Source organism: Actinacidiphila alni (assembly GCF_900112845.1).
Taxonomy (GTDB): Bacteria; Actinomycetota; Actinomycetes; order Streptomycetales; family Streptomycetaceae; genus Actinacidiphila; species Actinacidiphila alni.
In genome coordinates this window covers 252170-267326 of the sequence record NZ_FONG01000008.1, presented here as the reverse complement: position 1 = coordinate 267326, position 15157 = coordinate 252170, and the positions used below count along the sequence as shown (strand labels likewise).

Annotated in this window: 18 protein-coding genes; 17 read left to right on the top strand and 1 reads right to left on the bottom strand. The window is 71.1% G+C overall.

Going from position 1 to position 15157, the window contains the following annotated elements:
* Window positions 1-4: 4 nt before the first annotated feature.
* The 3 genes from BM076_RS16000 to BM076_RS15990 all read left to right on the top strand — a co-directional run bounded on the left by BM076_RS16000 (window position 5) and on the right by BM076_RS15990 (window position 1022).
* A complete protein-coding gene (locus BM076_RS16000) occupies window positions 5-196 on the top strand; it encodes a hypothetical protein (RefSeq protein WP_093714202.1) in 192 nt (63 codons plus the stop codon).
* A gap of 104 nt (window positions 197-300) precedes the next feature.
* Window positions 301-681 (top strand): hypothetical protein, encoded by a 381-nt coding sequence (locus tag BM076_RS15995; protein ID WP_093714201.1) that lies wholly within the window; start codon window positions 301-303, stop codon window positions 679-681.
* A 2-nt stretch (window positions 682-683) separates the two neighbouring features.
* On the top strand, window positions 684-1022 hold the full coding sequence (locus BM076_RS15990; RefSeq protein WP_245796084.1) for an HNH endonuclease: 339 nt from the start codon (window positions 684-686) through the stop codon (window positions 1020-1022).
* Here the strand turns inward: BM076_RS15990 and BM076_RS15985 are convergent.
* Entirely contained in the window at window positions 1019-1252 is a 234-nt protein-coding gene (locus BM076_RS15985; protein WP_143120578.1) for a hypothetical protein, read from the bottom strand. The genes BM076_RS15990 and BM076_RS15985 overlap by 4 nt on opposite strands.
* Before the next feature lie 278 nt (window positions 1253-1530).
* On the opposite strand from BM076_RS15985, the gene BM076_RS15980 reads away from it, so the two are divergent.
* The 14 genes from BM076_RS15980 (at window position 1531) to BM076_RS15915 (ending at window position 15148) form a co-directional block, all read left to right on the top strand.
* Window positions 1531-1920, top strand: coding sequence for a phage terminase small subunit P27 family (locus BM076_RS15980; protein WP_177246461.1), 390 nt, complete (start codon window positions 1531-1533; stop codon window positions 1918-1920).
* On the top strand, window positions 1910-3568 hold the full coding sequence (locus BM076_RS15975; RefSeq protein WP_245796083.1) for a terminase large subunit domain-containing protein: 1659 nt from the start codon (window positions 1910-1912) through the stop codon (window positions 3566-3568). Before BM076_RS15980 ends, BM076_RS15975 begins: the two co-directional genes overlap by 11 nt.
* A gap of 9 nt (window positions 3569-3577) precedes the next feature.
* Complete coding sequence (locus BM076_RS36620; protein ID WP_177246460.1) at window positions 3578-3751, top strand: hypothetical protein; 174 nt, start codon at window positions 3578-3580, stop codon at window positions 3749-3751.
* Window positions 3748-4974, top strand: a complete 1227-nt coding sequence (locus BM076_RS15970) for a phage portal protein (protein ID WP_093714197.1) — start codon at window positions 3748-3750, stop codon at window positions 4972-4974. The genes BM076_RS36620 and BM076_RS15970 overlap by 4 nt, the downstream gene beginning before the upstream one ends.
* Window positions 4967-5677 (top strand): HK97 family phage prohead protease, encoded by a 711-nt coding sequence (locus BM076_RS15965; protein WP_093714196.1) that lies wholly within the window; start codon window positions 4967-4969, stop codon window positions 5675-5677. The genes BM076_RS15970 and BM076_RS15965 overlap by 8 nt, the downstream gene beginning before the upstream one ends.
* Window positions 5678-5798: 121 nt before the next feature.
* The gene (locus tag BM076_RS15960) at window positions 5799-7262 is read left to right on the top strand and encodes a phage major capsid protein (protein WP_245796082.1); all 1464 of its coding nucleotides are present in this window, start codon (window positions 5799-5801) and stop codon (window positions 7260-7262) included.
* 72 nt (window positions 7263-7334) lie between these two features.
* Window positions 7335-7811 (top strand): hypothetical protein, encoded by a 477-nt coding sequence (locus BM076_RS15955; RefSeq protein WP_093714194.1) that lies wholly within the window; start codon window positions 7335-7337, stop codon window positions 7809-7811.
* A gap of 16 nt (window positions 7812-7827) precedes the next feature.
* Complete coding sequence (locus tag BM076_RS15950; RefSeq protein WP_093714193.1) at window positions 7828-8718, top strand: phage gp6-like head-tail connector protein; 891 nt, start codon at window positions 7828-7830, stop codon at window positions 8716-8718.
* Window positions 8715-9182, top strand: a complete 468-nt coding sequence (locus BM076_RS15945) for a hypothetical protein (RefSeq protein ID WP_093714192.1) — start codon at window positions 8715-8717, stop codon at window positions 9180-9182. Before BM076_RS15950 ends, BM076_RS15945 begins: the two co-directional genes overlap by 4 nt.
* A gap of 14 nt (window positions 9183-9196) precedes the next feature.
* Window positions 9197-9481, top strand: a complete 285-nt coding sequence (locus BM076_RS15940; protein ID WP_093714191.1) for a hypothetical protein — start codon at window positions 9197-9199, stop codon at window positions 9479-9481.
* Entirely contained in the window at window positions 9481-10446 is a 966-nt protein-coding gene (locus BM076_RS15935) for a phage tail tube protein (protein WP_093714190.1), read from the top strand. The genes BM076_RS15940 and BM076_RS15935 overlap by 1 nt, the downstream gene beginning before the upstream one ends.
* A 9-nt stretch (window positions 10447-10455) precedes the next feature.
* The gene (locus BM076_RS15930; RefSeq protein ID WP_093714189.1) at window positions 10456-10983 is read left to right on the top strand and encodes a hypothetical protein; all 528 of its coding nucleotides are present in this window, start codon (window positions 10456-10458) and stop codon (window positions 10981-10983) included.
* A gap of 204 nt (window positions 10984-11187) precedes the next feature.
* A complete protein-coding gene (locus tag BM076_RS15920; protein ID WP_093714187.1) occupies window positions 11188-11664 on the top strand; it encodes a hypothetical protein in 477 nt (158 codons plus the stop codon).
* 22 nt (window positions 11665-11686) lie between these two features.
* Window positions 11687-15148 carry a phage tail tape measure protein gene (locus BM076_RS15915; RefSeq protein ID WP_093714186.1) on the top strand — a complete coding sequence of 1154 codons (3462 nt, stop codon included), beginning with the start codon at window positions 11687-11689 and terminating at the stop codon, window positions 15146-15148.
* Window positions 15149-15157: the final 9 nt, after the last annotated feature.

Here is a 15157-nt window from a genome sequence, read left to right as displayed (position 1 = left end):
GGGCATGGAACCGCTGTCCGTGCCCCCAGGCCACATGTCCGCCCACCAGGCCGCCACCGCCCTCGGCATCGGGCTGTCCGGCGTCCGCCAGCTCGTCGCCCGCGGGCAACTCGTGAAGGCCGGCGGTACGCCGAGGCGGCCGTACTACGACACCACCGCGGTGCTCGCCATCCTCGCCGCCCGCGTTGCCGCTTGACACCAGGTCAGCCACGGTGTGACGATCTTTCCGCAGACGTATGCCCGAAGGCCCCGCGACCATCACCGGTCCGGGGCCTTCGGCATGAGCGGAAGGGGACCACCGTGACCACCGAAATCCCCGCCATCGCCCCGCCCGCGCTCACCTGCGGGGCCGGAGACTGCACCGGCACCGTCGTCGTCCACTGGCAACGGCGTCTCCTGCCCGACGAGATCGCAGCGCAGGAAGCCATCGAGCAGGACCGGCGAAGCACCATCCTCACCGAGGCCGACCCCCAGCTCCCGGCGCCCGAATTCCCGCCGATGGACTTCAGCGACTCCACCGTCATCGTGCACGCCTGCGCCCAGCACGCGCTGAGCATCGACGCCGCGGCCGTCGTCCACCAGGCCACCTGCGCAGCGCCTCCGGCCTGCGACTGCAAGCCCGAGCCCGCACCGCAGCCCGACCCGCTCACCGATCCGCCCGCGATGCCCGCCGGCTGGTGACCGTGCCCAAGCGCCCGTGCCTCGACTGCGGCACCCTCACCACCAACCGTTCCCGCTGCGATACCCACCAGGCCGCCTGGCAGGCCCGCCAGAACCAGCGGCGCGGCTCGGCCACCCAGCGCGGCTACGGATCACAGTGGGCCCGTACCGCCAGCCAGGCCGTGCAGGACCACCGTGCCGAGTACGGCGACTGGTGCCCCGGCTGGGGCGTACTGCCCCACCACGCCACCGACCTGACCGGCGACCACATCGTGGCCAAGGCCAACGGCGGCAGCGACAACCCCGACAACGTGGCCGTGCTGTGCCGTGCGTGCAACAGCAGGAAGCACGCCCAGCCCTAGCGCCCGTTCGTACCCCAAGTCACGGGCGGACTGGGCGGGCGGGGCACAGACTGCTGGTTCTGCAACAGCTGCACCAACTGTGCGAGCAGCGCGTTCGTCCTCTGCTGCTCGACGAGCAGCGCATCGAGACGCTGGTTCGTCTCGCCCTGCGCTTTCTTCGCCTGTTGCAACAGCGCTTGGTCCAGCATCCCCATGGCGCACCGCCCCTCGGCCGCCCCGGTGGCGGCCACCACAGCACGGTAGCCAGCGGCACCGCGCCACCGCAGGCAGTCACCTTCGTCACTCAGCGTGCGCGGCGTCGTGGGCACCCGGGGGTGGGTCGATCTTGAAAGCATGATCGTCTTCGGACCCGGCCCCCCAGCCCCCACACACGACCGCGAAATTCGACCCCGGGGGGTCTGAAAAGGGGGTGGGGTTCATGCCGGTCGGACGACCCCCGACCCCTACGGAGCGTAAGCGGAAGCTCGGCAACCCGGGGAAGCGTGCTCTGCCGGACGCTGCGAACGTCGTGGCGCTGCCGCCGGTCGCCGACGATGCGCCCGCCCAGCTCGGCCCGGCCGGGCGGGCGGTGTGGGAGCTGGTGACTGACCAGTGCAAGTGGCTGGCGGAGTCCGACCGGCCGACGCTGGTGATGCTGTGCGAGAAGTTCGACCGCAGGCAGGACTTCATGGCCCGCCTGGAGGCGTCGGACCCCGTCCTGTACACCGACAAGGGGTACGCCTACGCCAATCCGCTGGTGGGGATGCTGTCCACGCTGGAGCAGGAGTTGGCGAAGCTGCTGGGCGCGCTCGGCCTGACGCCGGCGGACCGTACGCGGCTTGGTGTCGCCGAGGTGAAGGCGCAGTCGAACCTGGAGAAGCTGCTCCAGCGCAAGGCGGAGCGCGGCAGTGGCGCGTAGGCCGGCGGCGCCGCCGCGGTTCCCGAAGGTGCTGCCGCGCGGGCCGCAGCTGTGGGACGCGTCGACGAGCCGGTGGAACGAGGACAACACCGACGGGATCTTCGCGTGCGAGCTGATCGAGTCGTATCTGCGGCTGACCAAGGGCGTGCGGCGCGGCGAGCTGGTGCAGCTGCGGGCCTGGCAGGCCGACCTGATCTGCGACATCCTGCGGCTGGTGCCGGGCACCCGGCAGCGCGCGTACTGGACGTACCTGCTGCTGGTGCCCCGGAAGAACAGCAAGTCCCTGCTGGGGGCAGGGCTGGCCGTCGACGGCATCCTCGACGAGCCGGGTGCCGAGGTCTACTCGTGCGCGGCCGACAAGGACCAGGCGAAAATCATCTTCGGCGAGGTCCGCGCGGCCGTGGAGATGTCGCCTGAGCTGGACGCGAAGCAGGGCGGCCTGCTGAAGGTCTACCGGGACGCGATCGAGTACCCGGCGACCGGATCGGTCTACCGCGCGTTGAGCAGCGATGCGTTCACCAAAGAGGGTCTCAACCCGTCGAGGGTGCTGTTCGACGAGCTGCACGCGCAGCCCACCGACGAGCTGTGGAACGTGATGAACCAGGGCAGCGACACCCGCGCGCAGCCGCTGATCATCGCGATCAGCACGTTCGGGAAGAAGACGCAGACCGACGGCGAGGACACCGTCTGCTACCAGCAGTACCAGTACGCCAAGCAGGTCATGTCCGGTGAGGTCGACGACCCGCGGTACGGGGCGCGGATCTACGAGACCAACGACCAGGTCCGCGGTTTCACGTACCTGGACCAGCGGGTGTGGGAGCAGGCCAACCCCGCGTACGGCGACTTCCTCGACCCGGAGAAGATGGCGGCGGTCAGCCGGAAGCTGCCCGAGCCCGACTTCAAGACCAAGCGCCTGAACATCTGGGTCACCCAGGCCAAGGTGTGGCTGCCCGAGGGCGTGTGGGACCGGTGCGAGGACGGCGGGCAGGAGATCCCCGACGGCGCCGAGGTGTGCCTGGGCTTCGACGGGTCCTTCAACAACGACAGCACCGCGCTGGTCGTCGTACGGCCCGGCGAGCCGCTGGAGTTCGATCCGGACGCCCCCGAACACGCCGACCTCGACGAGGACGAACGCGACCGCCTGGCGGCCGAGCTGAACGCCGGGCTGCGCCGGCCGCACATCGACGTCGTGCAGGCGTGGGAGCGCCCGAAGGATGCACCGCCTGACTGGGCGGTGCCGATCCTGGAGGTCGAGGCCGCCATCCGGGCGGCCTGCAAGAAGTGGACGGTCCGCGAGATCGTGTGCGACCCGGCGCGGTGGGCGCGCACCTATCAGGTCCTGGAGGAAGAGGGCCTGCCGGTCGTGGAGTTCCCGCAGTCCCCGGCCCGCATGGTGCCCGCGACACAGCGGTTCTACGAAGGCGTCATGAACGCCACGGTCACGCACTCCGGCGACCCGCGGCTGGCCCGGCACCTGGCCAACGCCTTCGTCCGCAACACCCCGAAGGGATTCATGATCTTCAAGGAGACCAAGGGATCCCCCCGGAAGATCGACCTGGCCGTGGCCTCGATCATTGCCCTGGACCGGGCCTGCACGCCGCCCGAGCGCCCCCCGACGCCCCAGTTCTTCAACTGGGCCGAGCTGTAGGAGGTGCCCGTGCGGCTGCCCAAGTTCCCCCGGCCCCGCCGGCCCAAGCGCACGGTCTCCGACCTGGTCGACCTCGCGGGCCTGGGGTGCCTCGACGGCGCGGCCTGGTGGATCCACCCGGTCGCCGGACTGGCCGTGCTCGGCGGCCTGCTGCTGTTCATCGGGTGGGTGATCGATCAGTGAGTCTCACGCGCCGCGCGGCCGAGCGCCGCACCGTCAAGGAGTTCGGTGACAGCTCGATCCCCACCAACGGCCAGCTCGCGCACCTGACGGCCTCCGGGGTGCCGGTCAACGACCAGACCGCGATGAAGCTGATCGCCGTCTACGCATCCGTGCGGATCCTGGCCAACACCCTGGCCGGACTGCCGATGCGGTCGATGGTGATGCGCGACGGCGTCCAGGTGCCGCTGCCGCAGCAACCGCCGATCATCGTGGACCCGTTCGGCGGCGCCACCAGCGCCGCATGGCCGACCCGGCGCGACGGCGCGAAGCAGCTGGTCGTCTCGGCCGCGCTGCGCGGCAACGGCTACGCCATCGTCACCGCCCGCGACTGGCTTTTCCGGCCGGCCCGGGTCGCGGTCTGCCACCCGGACACGGTGAAGGTCGACTCCGACAAGGAACTGGGCCGCACCTACAAGGTCAACAACGTCACCGTTGACACCGTCGACATGGTGCACCTGATGGGCATGTCGATGCCCGGCGCGATCACCGGCATGTCCCCGATCGCCTACGCCCGCCAGGCGATCGGCCTGGGACTTGCCGCCGAGCAGTTCGGCGCCGGGTTCTTCGGCGACGGCGCGCACCTGACCGGCGTGATCACCGTCGAGGGCGACCTGACCGTGGGCCAGGCCCGCGAGATGAAGGCGGCCTGGGAGGCCAGCCACTCCGGGCTGAAGAACGCCCATGCGGCGGGCATCCTGTCCGGCGGCGCGAAGTGGACGCCCATCACGGTGCCGCCCGAGGACGCGCAGTTCCTCGGCACCCGGGCGGCGGCCAACCTCGACATGGCGATGCTGTACGGCATCCCGCCGCACATGCTCGGCCAGGTCGACCGCACCACCAGCTGGGGCACCGGCATCGAGCAGCAGTCGATCGGGTTCCTGGCCTACACGATGGACGACTGGTTGCAGATGTTCGAGGACGCCTGGACGGGGATGCTGCCGCGCGGGCAGACCGCCGTCCTGGACACCACCCGCCTCCAGCGCACCGACACCGCCGGCCGCTACGCCTCCTACGTCCAGGCCCGCACGGCCGGGCTGCTCACGCAGAACGAGGCCCGCGCGCGGGAGAACCTTCCGCCGGTCGACGGCGGCGACGACATCAACGCCCCGCTGAACTCCGCGCACGCGGGCGACACCGAACTGCCCGGCGAACCGCCCGAGCCCGAGGGAGGCCCCGATGCCTGACCTGTCCGCCAGGGCCGAGCGGCCCGCGAACCTCCAGCGCCGCAACCTGCCGTTCCGCGACGTCGAGCTGCGGGCGAAGCCGGACGGCACCGGCGGCAGCACCCTGACCTTCAGCGGCTACGCCACGGTCTACGACATCGGGTACGAGATGCAGGACTGGCTCGGTCCGTTCACCGAGGTGATGCGCGCTGGCGCGGCGTCCAAGACGGTCAGCGAGGGCGCCGATGTGCCGTTCCTGGTCAACCACAGCGGGCTGACGCTCGCGCGGACGAAGTCTGGCACGCTCAAGCTCGCCGACGACTCCACCGGCCTGCACACCGAGGCCGGTCTGGATCCGCGCAACAACGCGGTGCAGGATCTCCAGTCGGCGATGGAGCGCGGCGACGTCGACGAGATGAGCCTGGCGTTCTGGATCGTGCGGCAGCAGTGGTCCCCGGACTACGAGCAGCGCGACATCCTGGAGATCAACCTCAACAAGGGCGACGTGTCCGTGGTGAACTACGGCGCGAATCCCAACACCGCGGGCGCGCAGATGAACGCCCGCGACCTGGCCGAGCGCGCCGCGCGGCTGCCGGAGGACGAGCAGCGCGCGCTGTACGAGCGCCTGGCGGTCCGCTTCGCCGACAAGCCCGAGGACCACCCGGCCGACGAGCCCGGCGGCCTCGACCTGTACCTGGCGCGCGCCCGCGCGCTGGCCCTGTAGCACCACCCCGCCTGACCGGCCTTGCGCCGGAGCCCGCGCCGGACCCCCGCAGGGGGCACCACCCGGGCCACCACCCGAGCACGTCAGGCACGCCCATCCCCATCGACGTACGGAGGCACCCGTGGACAAGCGGGCAATGATCAAGAGCCTCCAGGAGAAGCGTGCCGAGCAGCGCAAGGCTGTCGACGCGATCCTGGAGGCCGCGCAGAAGGACGAGCGCACCAAGCTCACCGACGACGAGCGCGCCGCGTTCGATGCGGGCGAGCAGGAGATCCGCGACATCGACGCGCGGATCGCCGAGCTGGACGAGCAGGTCCGCGGCGACGAGGCCGCCGAGGCCACCCGCAAGCGGTACGACATCAAGCCCGAGGTCGAGGTCCGCTCCGAGCCCCTGACCTACCAGGAGGGAAGCGGGCACTCCTACTTCCTGGACCTGGCGCGGATGCAGCTCAACCGCGGCGACGGCGACGGCGGCGTGTCCGAGGCGGTCGCCCGGCTGAAGCGGCACGGCGCCGAGATGGACGTGGAGTTCCCCAAGCGGGAACGCGCCCGGCAGGCCGCCGCCGAGCGCGACCGGGACGCACTGGACCGCGAGGTGCGGCGCGGCAACCGCGGCACGATCTTCGAGAAGCGCGTCAACCCCAACCGCACCGACGGGCAGGGCGGGTACTTCGTGCCGCCGCTGTGGCTGGTCGACGACTACATCGACCTGCCGCGGTTCGGCCGCACCTTCGCCAACACCGTGCGGAACATGGCGCTCCCGGCCGGCACGGACAGCATCAACGTGCCGAAGGTGGCCACCGGCACCGCGACGGGTGTGCAGACCGCCGACGCGGGCGCGGTCACCTCCCAGGACCTGACGGACACGTTCGTCAACGCGCCCGTGCGGACCATCGCCGGTCAGCAGGACGTGGCCCTTCAGCTCCTGGACCAGTCGCCGGTCGGGTTCGACGAGATCACCTTCGCCGACCTGATCGCTGACTACAACGCGCTGCTGGACACCCAGTGCTGGAACGGCTCCGGCAGCGCCGGACAGCTCAAGGGCATCCTGAACGTGGCCGGCATCAACGCGATCACCTACACCGACGCCACGCCGACGCTGCCGGAGCTGTACCTGCCGTCGATGCAGGCCCTGTCGCAGTCCGCCCGCAAGCGCAAGATGATGCCGTCGGCGGTGTTCCTCACCCCGCAGCGGTGGTTCTGGATGGCCTCCCAGCTCGACTCGCAGAACCGGCCGTTCATCCTCCCCGAGACGCAGGCGCCCTTCAATCCGCTGGCGCTCCAGACCGGCGGCGACGTCGAGGGCCCCGTCGGCCGCATGCTGAACTTCCCGCTGCTGGCCGACGGGAACATCCCGCAGAACCTCGGCGCCGGCACGAACGAGGACCGCATCGCCACGATGCGCACGTCCGACCTGTACCTGTGGGAGGGGTCGATGCGCACCCGCGTGCTCACCGAGATCCTCTCCGGCACGCTCCAGGTCCGCTTCCAGGTCTACAACTACGCGGCGTTCATGCCGGACCGGCGCCCGGAGACGATCTCCGTGATCTCCGGCACGGGTCTGATCGGCCCGACCGGCTTCTGAGCCGCCCCCGCTCCCGGCCTGCCGTCCGAGGGTGCGGCAGGCCGGGCCCCAACGCCCGGAAGGGACATCACGATGCACGACCGCATTGCGGAGCTGGCCGGCCTGCGCGCCGAGCTGGACAACTGCGAGAACGGGCCGCGGCGCGAAACCCGCAAGGCCGCCGCCGACGACGTCCGCGAACAGATCGAGCGGCTGCGTACGGAGCTGTCGGAGGACGCCGACCGGCTGGAGGCCGAGGCGTCCGACCTCACCGACCAGGGGCAGGACGGGCGGGCCGGTGACGCCGCCGTGGCCGCCCGGGTCATCCGTACCGCGCTGGACGCCGACGCCGCCAGCGAAGGCGAACCCGACGAGCCGAAGGACCGCGTCGCCCTGGCCGAGGCCCGCGGGCGGGCGCTGGCCGCCGCCAACACCCTGCGGCAGCGCGAGGAACAACAGCGCCTGGCCGACCGGCTCGGCACCGCCGACGACCCGGCGCCCACCACGCGCAAGCCGGGCCCGCGCGGCAAGCGGAACACGGGCGCGCCGAAGGCGCCCGAGCAGACCTGACCGGAAGGGGGCTGCTGTGGCGCTCGTCTACGTCACCGGGCAGGACGTGGGCATCACCACCACGGTCCTGGACTCCACCGGCGCCCCGGCGCCCGGCGACCTGGCCGTCACGGTCACGGTCACCGACCCCGCGGGCGCCACGTCGACGCCGGCGCCCGCTGCGGCAGGCGCCGGCGTCTACACCGCCGTCGTACCCGCAGTGGCCGCGGCCGGTGTGTGGCGGTACCGCTGGACCGCGACCGGCACCGGCGTCAACTGGGCCGACGAGGGACAGTTCCAGGTCCGGCCGCCCGGCGTCGAGCAGGTCGTCGACCTCGCCAGCGTCAAAGCCCACCTGAACCTCAATGCGGCTGACCACCGCCAGGACGACGAGCTTCAGGGTTTCATCCTGGCCGCCGCCGACCTGGCCCGCGATGTCGTCGGCCCGCTGCTGCCCGAACAGCACACCGAGTGGCACAACGGCGGCACCACCACCTTGTCGCTGGACTGGCGGCCGGTCGCCTCCGTGCTGTCGGTCACCGAGTACATCGCGGCCACCAGCTGGACGCTCACCGACCAGCCGCTGGGCACCAGCACCGACGCGTACGGCTACACCGTTGACCTCGACCGCGGGCAGATCACCCGCCGCGCCGTCGGGGACGCCGTGCCGTTCCCCGTCGGCGTCAACAACGTCTGCGTCGTCTACACCGCCGGACGCGGGGGCGCGATGCCCTGGTCCGTACGGCTGGGCGCGCTGGAGCTGATCCGCCACCTGTGGTCCATGTCGCAGCAGCGCGGTGGCCGCAGTCCCGTCGGCGGCAGCACGCTGGACGGCGACAGCGGAGCGGGCGTACCGCAGGGTTTCGCGCTGCCCAACCGGGTGCTGGAGCTGTGGAAGCCCTACAAGAGACCCCCGGGAATCGCATGACCATCCCCACCTCGACCGCCCCGGCCGCCCGCAAGTACCTGTTCGCGCAGATCACCCAGCAGATCACCGAAGACCCCCTCAGCTCCAGATCCTCACTGCTCATCGCCTACGACGACATCGGCACCGACGCCGAGGACGACGTCATCATCGTCGGCTCGGTCACCCGCCAGTTCGGCGTGAACTCGATGGTCGGCAGCGGGGGCGGGGGCTGGCTCGACGAGCGGTACAACATCGCGGTCACCATCGACGTCTTCCGCGGCGGCGATGACCCGGCCGCCGTCTTCGACCGCGCCTGCCTGCTGCTCGACCAGGTGTGCGCGATCGTCCGCGCCGACCCCACGCTCGGGGGCGCCGTCCTCACCGCCCGCCCGATGACCTCGCAGACCGAGGGCGAGTGGGATCCCGACGCCTCAGGCCGCCACAGCGTCGTGAACCTCGACATCGAGTGCTACGCCCGCATCTAAGAAGGGGGCCCACTGTGCCCGCGTACATCTACACGGGCGACGACGCCCGCCACTATCCGACGCTTGGCCTGGACGCGAAACCGGCCGACGACACCGGGCCCGCCACCGTCGCGGAGTTCGACGCCCGGCCGCCGGCCGACGGCGACGGCCCGGCGCCGTTCGACGAGGGCGCGCGGTACGTGCCCGACGACGGCCGGTGGGAGCCGACGAAGAAGAAGCCCACCCCGTCCCCGGCCCGGCCGGAGGACACCCCCAGCACCGACGAGAGCGCGGCCGGCGGCCAGAAGGCAGGTGAGTGATGCCTCAGCCCACATTCACGTCCTTCCTGGGCATCGGCAAGGAGACAGTGTTCGGCACCCCGGCCGCGGCGACCGCGTTCATCCCGGTCAAGACGATGTCGCCGTCGGACAAACTGACGCTGCTGGACGACCAGGGCATGCGCGGCTCGATGGTCGACGTCTACGACAAGATCGCCGGGAAGATCTGGGCCGAGTACGGGTTCGACGGCGACGTCTTCCCCGACACCCTCGGCTGGGCGCTGGCTGGCCTGCTGGGCGACGTCACCACGACCGGGGCGTCCGCGCCGTTCACGCACGCCATGAGCACCCTGAACTCCGGCAACGGGCAGCCGCCGTCCTACACGCTGTCGGACTACTACACGATCACCACCCGGCAGTTCGCGGGCCTGAAGTTCTCCGAGGTCGGGCTGAAGTTCTCCGGTGACGGGATGCTGACCTACTCGGCGAAGGCGACCTCGCTGGCGTCGGCGCCGTCGACGAAGCCGACGCCGTCCTACACCGCGGTGCCGCCGCTGGCCGGATGGGTCGGCGCGGTCACCATCGGCGGTGTCGCCTCGACGTTCGTGGTCGACGGCGAGTGCACCATCAAGCGCCCGGTCACCGTCGTGCAGGCGGTCGACGGCACCCAGGCGCCGTATTCGCTGTGGTCCGGCCCGGTCTCCGTCAGCGGGAAGCTGACGCTGGTGATGGAGGACGACGCGCAGCTCACCAACTACCTGACCAACGCCAAACCGTCCCTGGACATCAACTACAGCCAGGGCGCGGGCGCTTCGGCGGTGCAGGTCAAGCTGCACATGACCAAGGCGGCGTACACAGGCGCCGAGGTCAGCCGCGGCAAGGACTACATCGAGCTGTCCGTCGACTACGACGCGCTGGCCAACACCACTGACGCCGGCGCCTCCGGCGGCTACTCCCCGATCAAGGTCACGGTCCAGAACGCCGTCGCCTCCGGCACCTACAAGTAAGGAATCCCCGTGTCCGACACCCTCGACATCGACGGCGGCGCGCTGACGCCCAGCACGACTGCCGAACCGGCTGCCCCGGCCGCGCCGGTCCTGGACATCACCCAGGCCAACCGGATCCCGCTGCCGGGCGGCTGGGCCGACCTGCGGCCCGTCTCCGACATTACCGAGCGGATGCGGCGCCCCATCAAGCGCCTGTCCGCCAGGCTCACCTCGTTCCCCTCGTTCATGAACGCGGTCAGCGAGGGTCAGAAGGCCACCGAGTCCGGCGGCGAGATGACGATGGCCGAGCAGGTCGCCATCGCCGCCTCGATGGGCGAGGCGTTCGACGTCCTGGAGGAGTTGCAGGATGGCCTGGTGGTCGCCGCGGTCCGCGGCTGGTCCTGGGACTTCCCCGTGTCGGCCGACGCGGTCCTGGACCTGCCGACCCCGGCGCTGGATGCCCTGCGCAAGGCGGTCGCCCCGTACCAGCGGGCCCTGAACCCCAGCTTCGCCCCGACGCCGGACCCGGCGTCCCCTACCGGGCCCTCCAGCGGCTGAGGGGGCAGCTGGAGGGACTGTTCGAGTACGACGCCGACGAACTGCCGCATGAGGAGCTGCGGATCTGGCGGCTGTGCACGCTGCTGCACTGCCCGCCGTCCGCGCTGGAGGACGAGAGCGCGGTGCAGCTCGACTGGCTGCTGGCCGTCGACGACACGGTGGCCAGGGCCCGCAGCAACCGCGAGAAGAGGGAGATGCGCGCCCATGGCTAACGGCATCGGCGTCCGCGTGACCGGGGTGCGGGAGGCGCAGGCGGGCCTGCGCGTGATGAACCGCGAGATCGACGTGGCCACCCTCAAAGCGCTCAAGGCCACCCAGGCGCTGGCCAAGAAGTCGGTCCGGTCCGGTCTGCGGGGCCGGCCCCGGTGGGACCACCGCGGCGCCTCGACCCGCACCGGCGCCACGGTCAGTCTCAACCTGTCCCCGCACCACGTCACCAAGGGCGGCGGCCCGGGGCGGCTGACCGGCTCTTTGTCCAAGGGCGTCGGCGGGGTGCGGCGCCCGAAGCCGATCCCGGGCGGCGGGTTCGCCGGCGGCGTCGGCGTCGGCAAGGGCGTCCGCAACCTCTACAAGAAGCGCCTGGAGGCGCAGTACCCGTACTTCAGGCCCGGGATCCGCAAGGCGGAACCGAAGATGGCGGCCGTCTGGCAGGCCGCCTGGCTGAAGGCCACCCGAACATGACCTGACCGGCGGGGGGTGGCTCGTGGGCGGTCTGCCCCCCGTCTTCATCGAATTCCTCGGCCGCACCACCGGCGTCAAGGGCGCCATCCGCGGCGTCGAGGCGGAACTCGCCGGCGTCGACGCCTCCGGTGCGGGCGCGTTCCAGCGCACCGGGATCATGGGCAAGGCCGCCCTGCTCGGCCTTGGTGTCGCCGCCGGGGAGGTCGCCAAGCACACCGTGGAGATGGCGGGCGACTTCCAGCAGCAGATGACCCGGGTCCGTACCGGCGCGGGCGAGGCCGCCGGGAACATGAAGCTCGTCTCCGACGGCGTGCTGTCGATGGCGGGCAGGGTCGGCCAGTCCACCGAGGAACTGACCGCCGGCCTCTACATGACCGAGTCGGCGTCGTACCACGGCGCCGATGCGCTGAAGGTGCTGGAGACGGCGGCCGAGGGCGCCAAGGTCGGCAACGCCGACCTGAAGACCACCACCGACGCCGTCACCACGGCGATGAACGCCTACAAGTCCGGCGCCGACTCCGTGGTGCCGACGATGAACGCGCTCATCGCCACCGAGGCCGAGGGCAAAACCAACCTCGAAGACCTCGCCGGATCGATGTCCTCGATCCTCCCGACCGCGGCGGCGGCCAAGGTCGGGCTGAACGAAGTCCTCGGCGCGATGGCGACGATGACCGCGCAGGGCACCCCGGCCCGGGTCGCCGCCACCTACCTGCGGCAGACCATCGGCATGCTCTCCAACCCGTCGGCCAAGGCCGCGGAGGAGATGAAGAACCTCGGCCTGAACGCGGTGCAGGTCGGCCAGGAACTGGGGAACAAGGGCCTGGCCGCGACGCTGACCACCCTGACCGACGCCATTGAGGCCCACATGGGCCCGGCCGGCACCGTCGTGATCCAGCACCTGCGCGGCGCGTCCAAGTCCGCGACGGAGTTCCAGCGGGTGCTGGCCGACCTGCCCCCCACCCAGCAGACGTACATCGGTGCGCTGGCCACCATGGTCGGCGGCACCAAGTCCATGATGGGCGCCCTCCAGCTCACCGGCCCCCACATGGCCGATTTCGAGAAGAACACGGCCGGGGTCGCCGAGCACGTCAAAGCCGGCGGCAAGGAAGTCGAGGGCTGGGCGGACGTCCAGAAGAACTTCAACCAGGAGATGGCCGAGGCGAAAGCCTCCGCCGAGGCCCTGGGCATCGAGATCGGCCAGTACCTCACCCCGTACGTCCAGGCCGCCGTCCACGTCATCGGCGAGGCCACCACCTGGCTGACCCAGCACCAGACCGCAGCCAAGGCCGCTGCCGCCGTCATCGGCGGCGTGCTCGTCTTCGCGCTGGCCGCCGCCACAGCGTGGCTGTACGAGATGGCCGCCGCAGCTGCGGTCAACCCCGTGGTGTGGATCGTCGTCGGGGTGATGGCGCTGATCGCCGCGCTGGTGCTGCTGGCGATGCACTGGGACCAGGTCTGGTCGGCGATCAAGACCGGCACCGAGGCCACCGGGCACTTCATCGTCGGTATCTGGGACGACGTCCGCGACGGAACGGTGGACGCCTGGCACTCCATCACCGGCACCGTGACCGGCGCCTGGTCGGCGACCGCAGCGTGGGTCGCCTCGGCCTGGCACACCGTCGCCGACCCGATCGTGGGCGGCTGGCACTGGGTGGCCGCCACCACGACCGCCGTGTGGAACAGCATCACCGCGTTTTTCCGGACGTGGTGGCCGCTGCTGCTGGTGATCTTCCTGCCGGCGGTCGCGATCGTCATGGCGATCTGGAACCACTTCCACAGCGAGATCACCGGCACCGCGCACGCGGTGTGGGGCGCCATCGCAGCGTTCCTGCTGTTCATCTGGGGCGGCATCCAGACCGGTGCCCACGTGGTGTGGGCGGCCATCGAGCTGGCCGTCATCGCCCCGACGATGGCGACCTGGCACACCGTGCAGTCGGTCTGGCACACCGCGGCGGCCTGGCTGTCCGCGGCCTGGACCGGCACCCGCGCGGTCGCGGGCGCCATCTGGGGCGCCATCCGGTCGGCGATGGTCACCCCGCTGATCAGCGCCGAGCACTCCATCGCCGGCGGCGTCAGCCGGATCAAGGCCACGGTCTCCGGCGGCCTGCATGCCGCGTACACCGCGGTGGCGCACATCGGCAACGACTTCGTGCAGGTCGGCGTCGACATCGTGCACGGCATCATCCGCGGCGTCGAGTCCGCCGGCGGCGCGCTCAAGGGCGAGCTGGGCAACCTCGCGCACGACGCGCTGAGTTCCGCGAAGCACTTCCTCGGCATCAACTCCCCGTCCAAGCTGTTCGCGGACGAGGTCGGCTCGGGGATCGTCGAGGGCATCGCGCTCGGCGTGAACGACAACGCGCACCTGGCCCACACCGCCGTCACCGGCGTGGCGGCCGGCACCGTGGACGCGTTCTCCGCCGAGCTGGAGATCAACAGCCCGTCCAAGAAGTTCGCTTCGCTGGGCGCCTACGTGATCCAGGGCCTGGTGCAGGGGCTGACCGGCTCCCAGTCCCAGGTCAAGACCGCCACCACGAAGATCGCCAACAGCCTGTACGTGGACTTCGGTTCCCACCACAAGCAGCTCCAGGCCGTCGTCGCCAAGGACAACGACCTGCTGCGGAACCTCGCGGCGAACCGCGACAACGTCGCGGCCCGGCTGAAGTCCGCGCAGTCCAACCTCGCCTCCCTCCAGAAGGCGTGGTCGGACGAGAAGTCGGGCATCGCCTCGGGGATCATGCAGAACGCCAGCATCATCACGCAGTCCCCGGACGAGGGCCGGGCGGTCAACGCCAACGACGTCCTGGACCAGATGCGCGACCGGGTCCAGGCCGCGAAGGCTTTCGCGGCCGAGCTGGACGAGCTGCACAAGAAGGGTCTGCGCTCGGACCTGATCGAGCAGCTGGCGAACGCCGGCGTCGACCAGGCCGGAGCCACCGCCCTGGCGCTCGCCGCGGCGAGCAAGGGCCAGATCGCGGAGATGAACCGGGATCAGGCCGGCATGCAGGCCCAGGCCGGCCAGACCGGCAAGCTGGTGGCCGACGCGATGTACGGGGCCGGGATCAAATCGGCGCAGGGCCTGATCCGGGGCCTGAAAAGCCAGGAGGCGTCCATCGAGGCGCAGATGCTGCGGATCGCCCTGGCCATGCAGAAGGCCATCAAGAAGGCCCTGGGCATCCACTCGCCCAGCCAGGTGTTCGCCGACCTCGGCCAGTTCATCCCGCAGGGCCTGGCCGTCGGCATCGAGGCCGGCACGCACCACGCCACCGCGGCGGTCGCCGCGATGGCCTCGGCGGTGTCCGCCCCGGGCCTGGGGCCCGGCTACGGCGGCATCACCGGCGGCGGCCAAGTCGTCAACCAGAGCGTGACCGTGCACGTCGACGGGTCGGTGCTCACCACGGGCGAGCAGCTGGTCGGCGTCGTCCAGGCCGGGTTCGCCCGGTTCGGGGCCCGCAACCCCACCACGTACCCCGCGTTCAGCCGTTAGGAGGCGCCC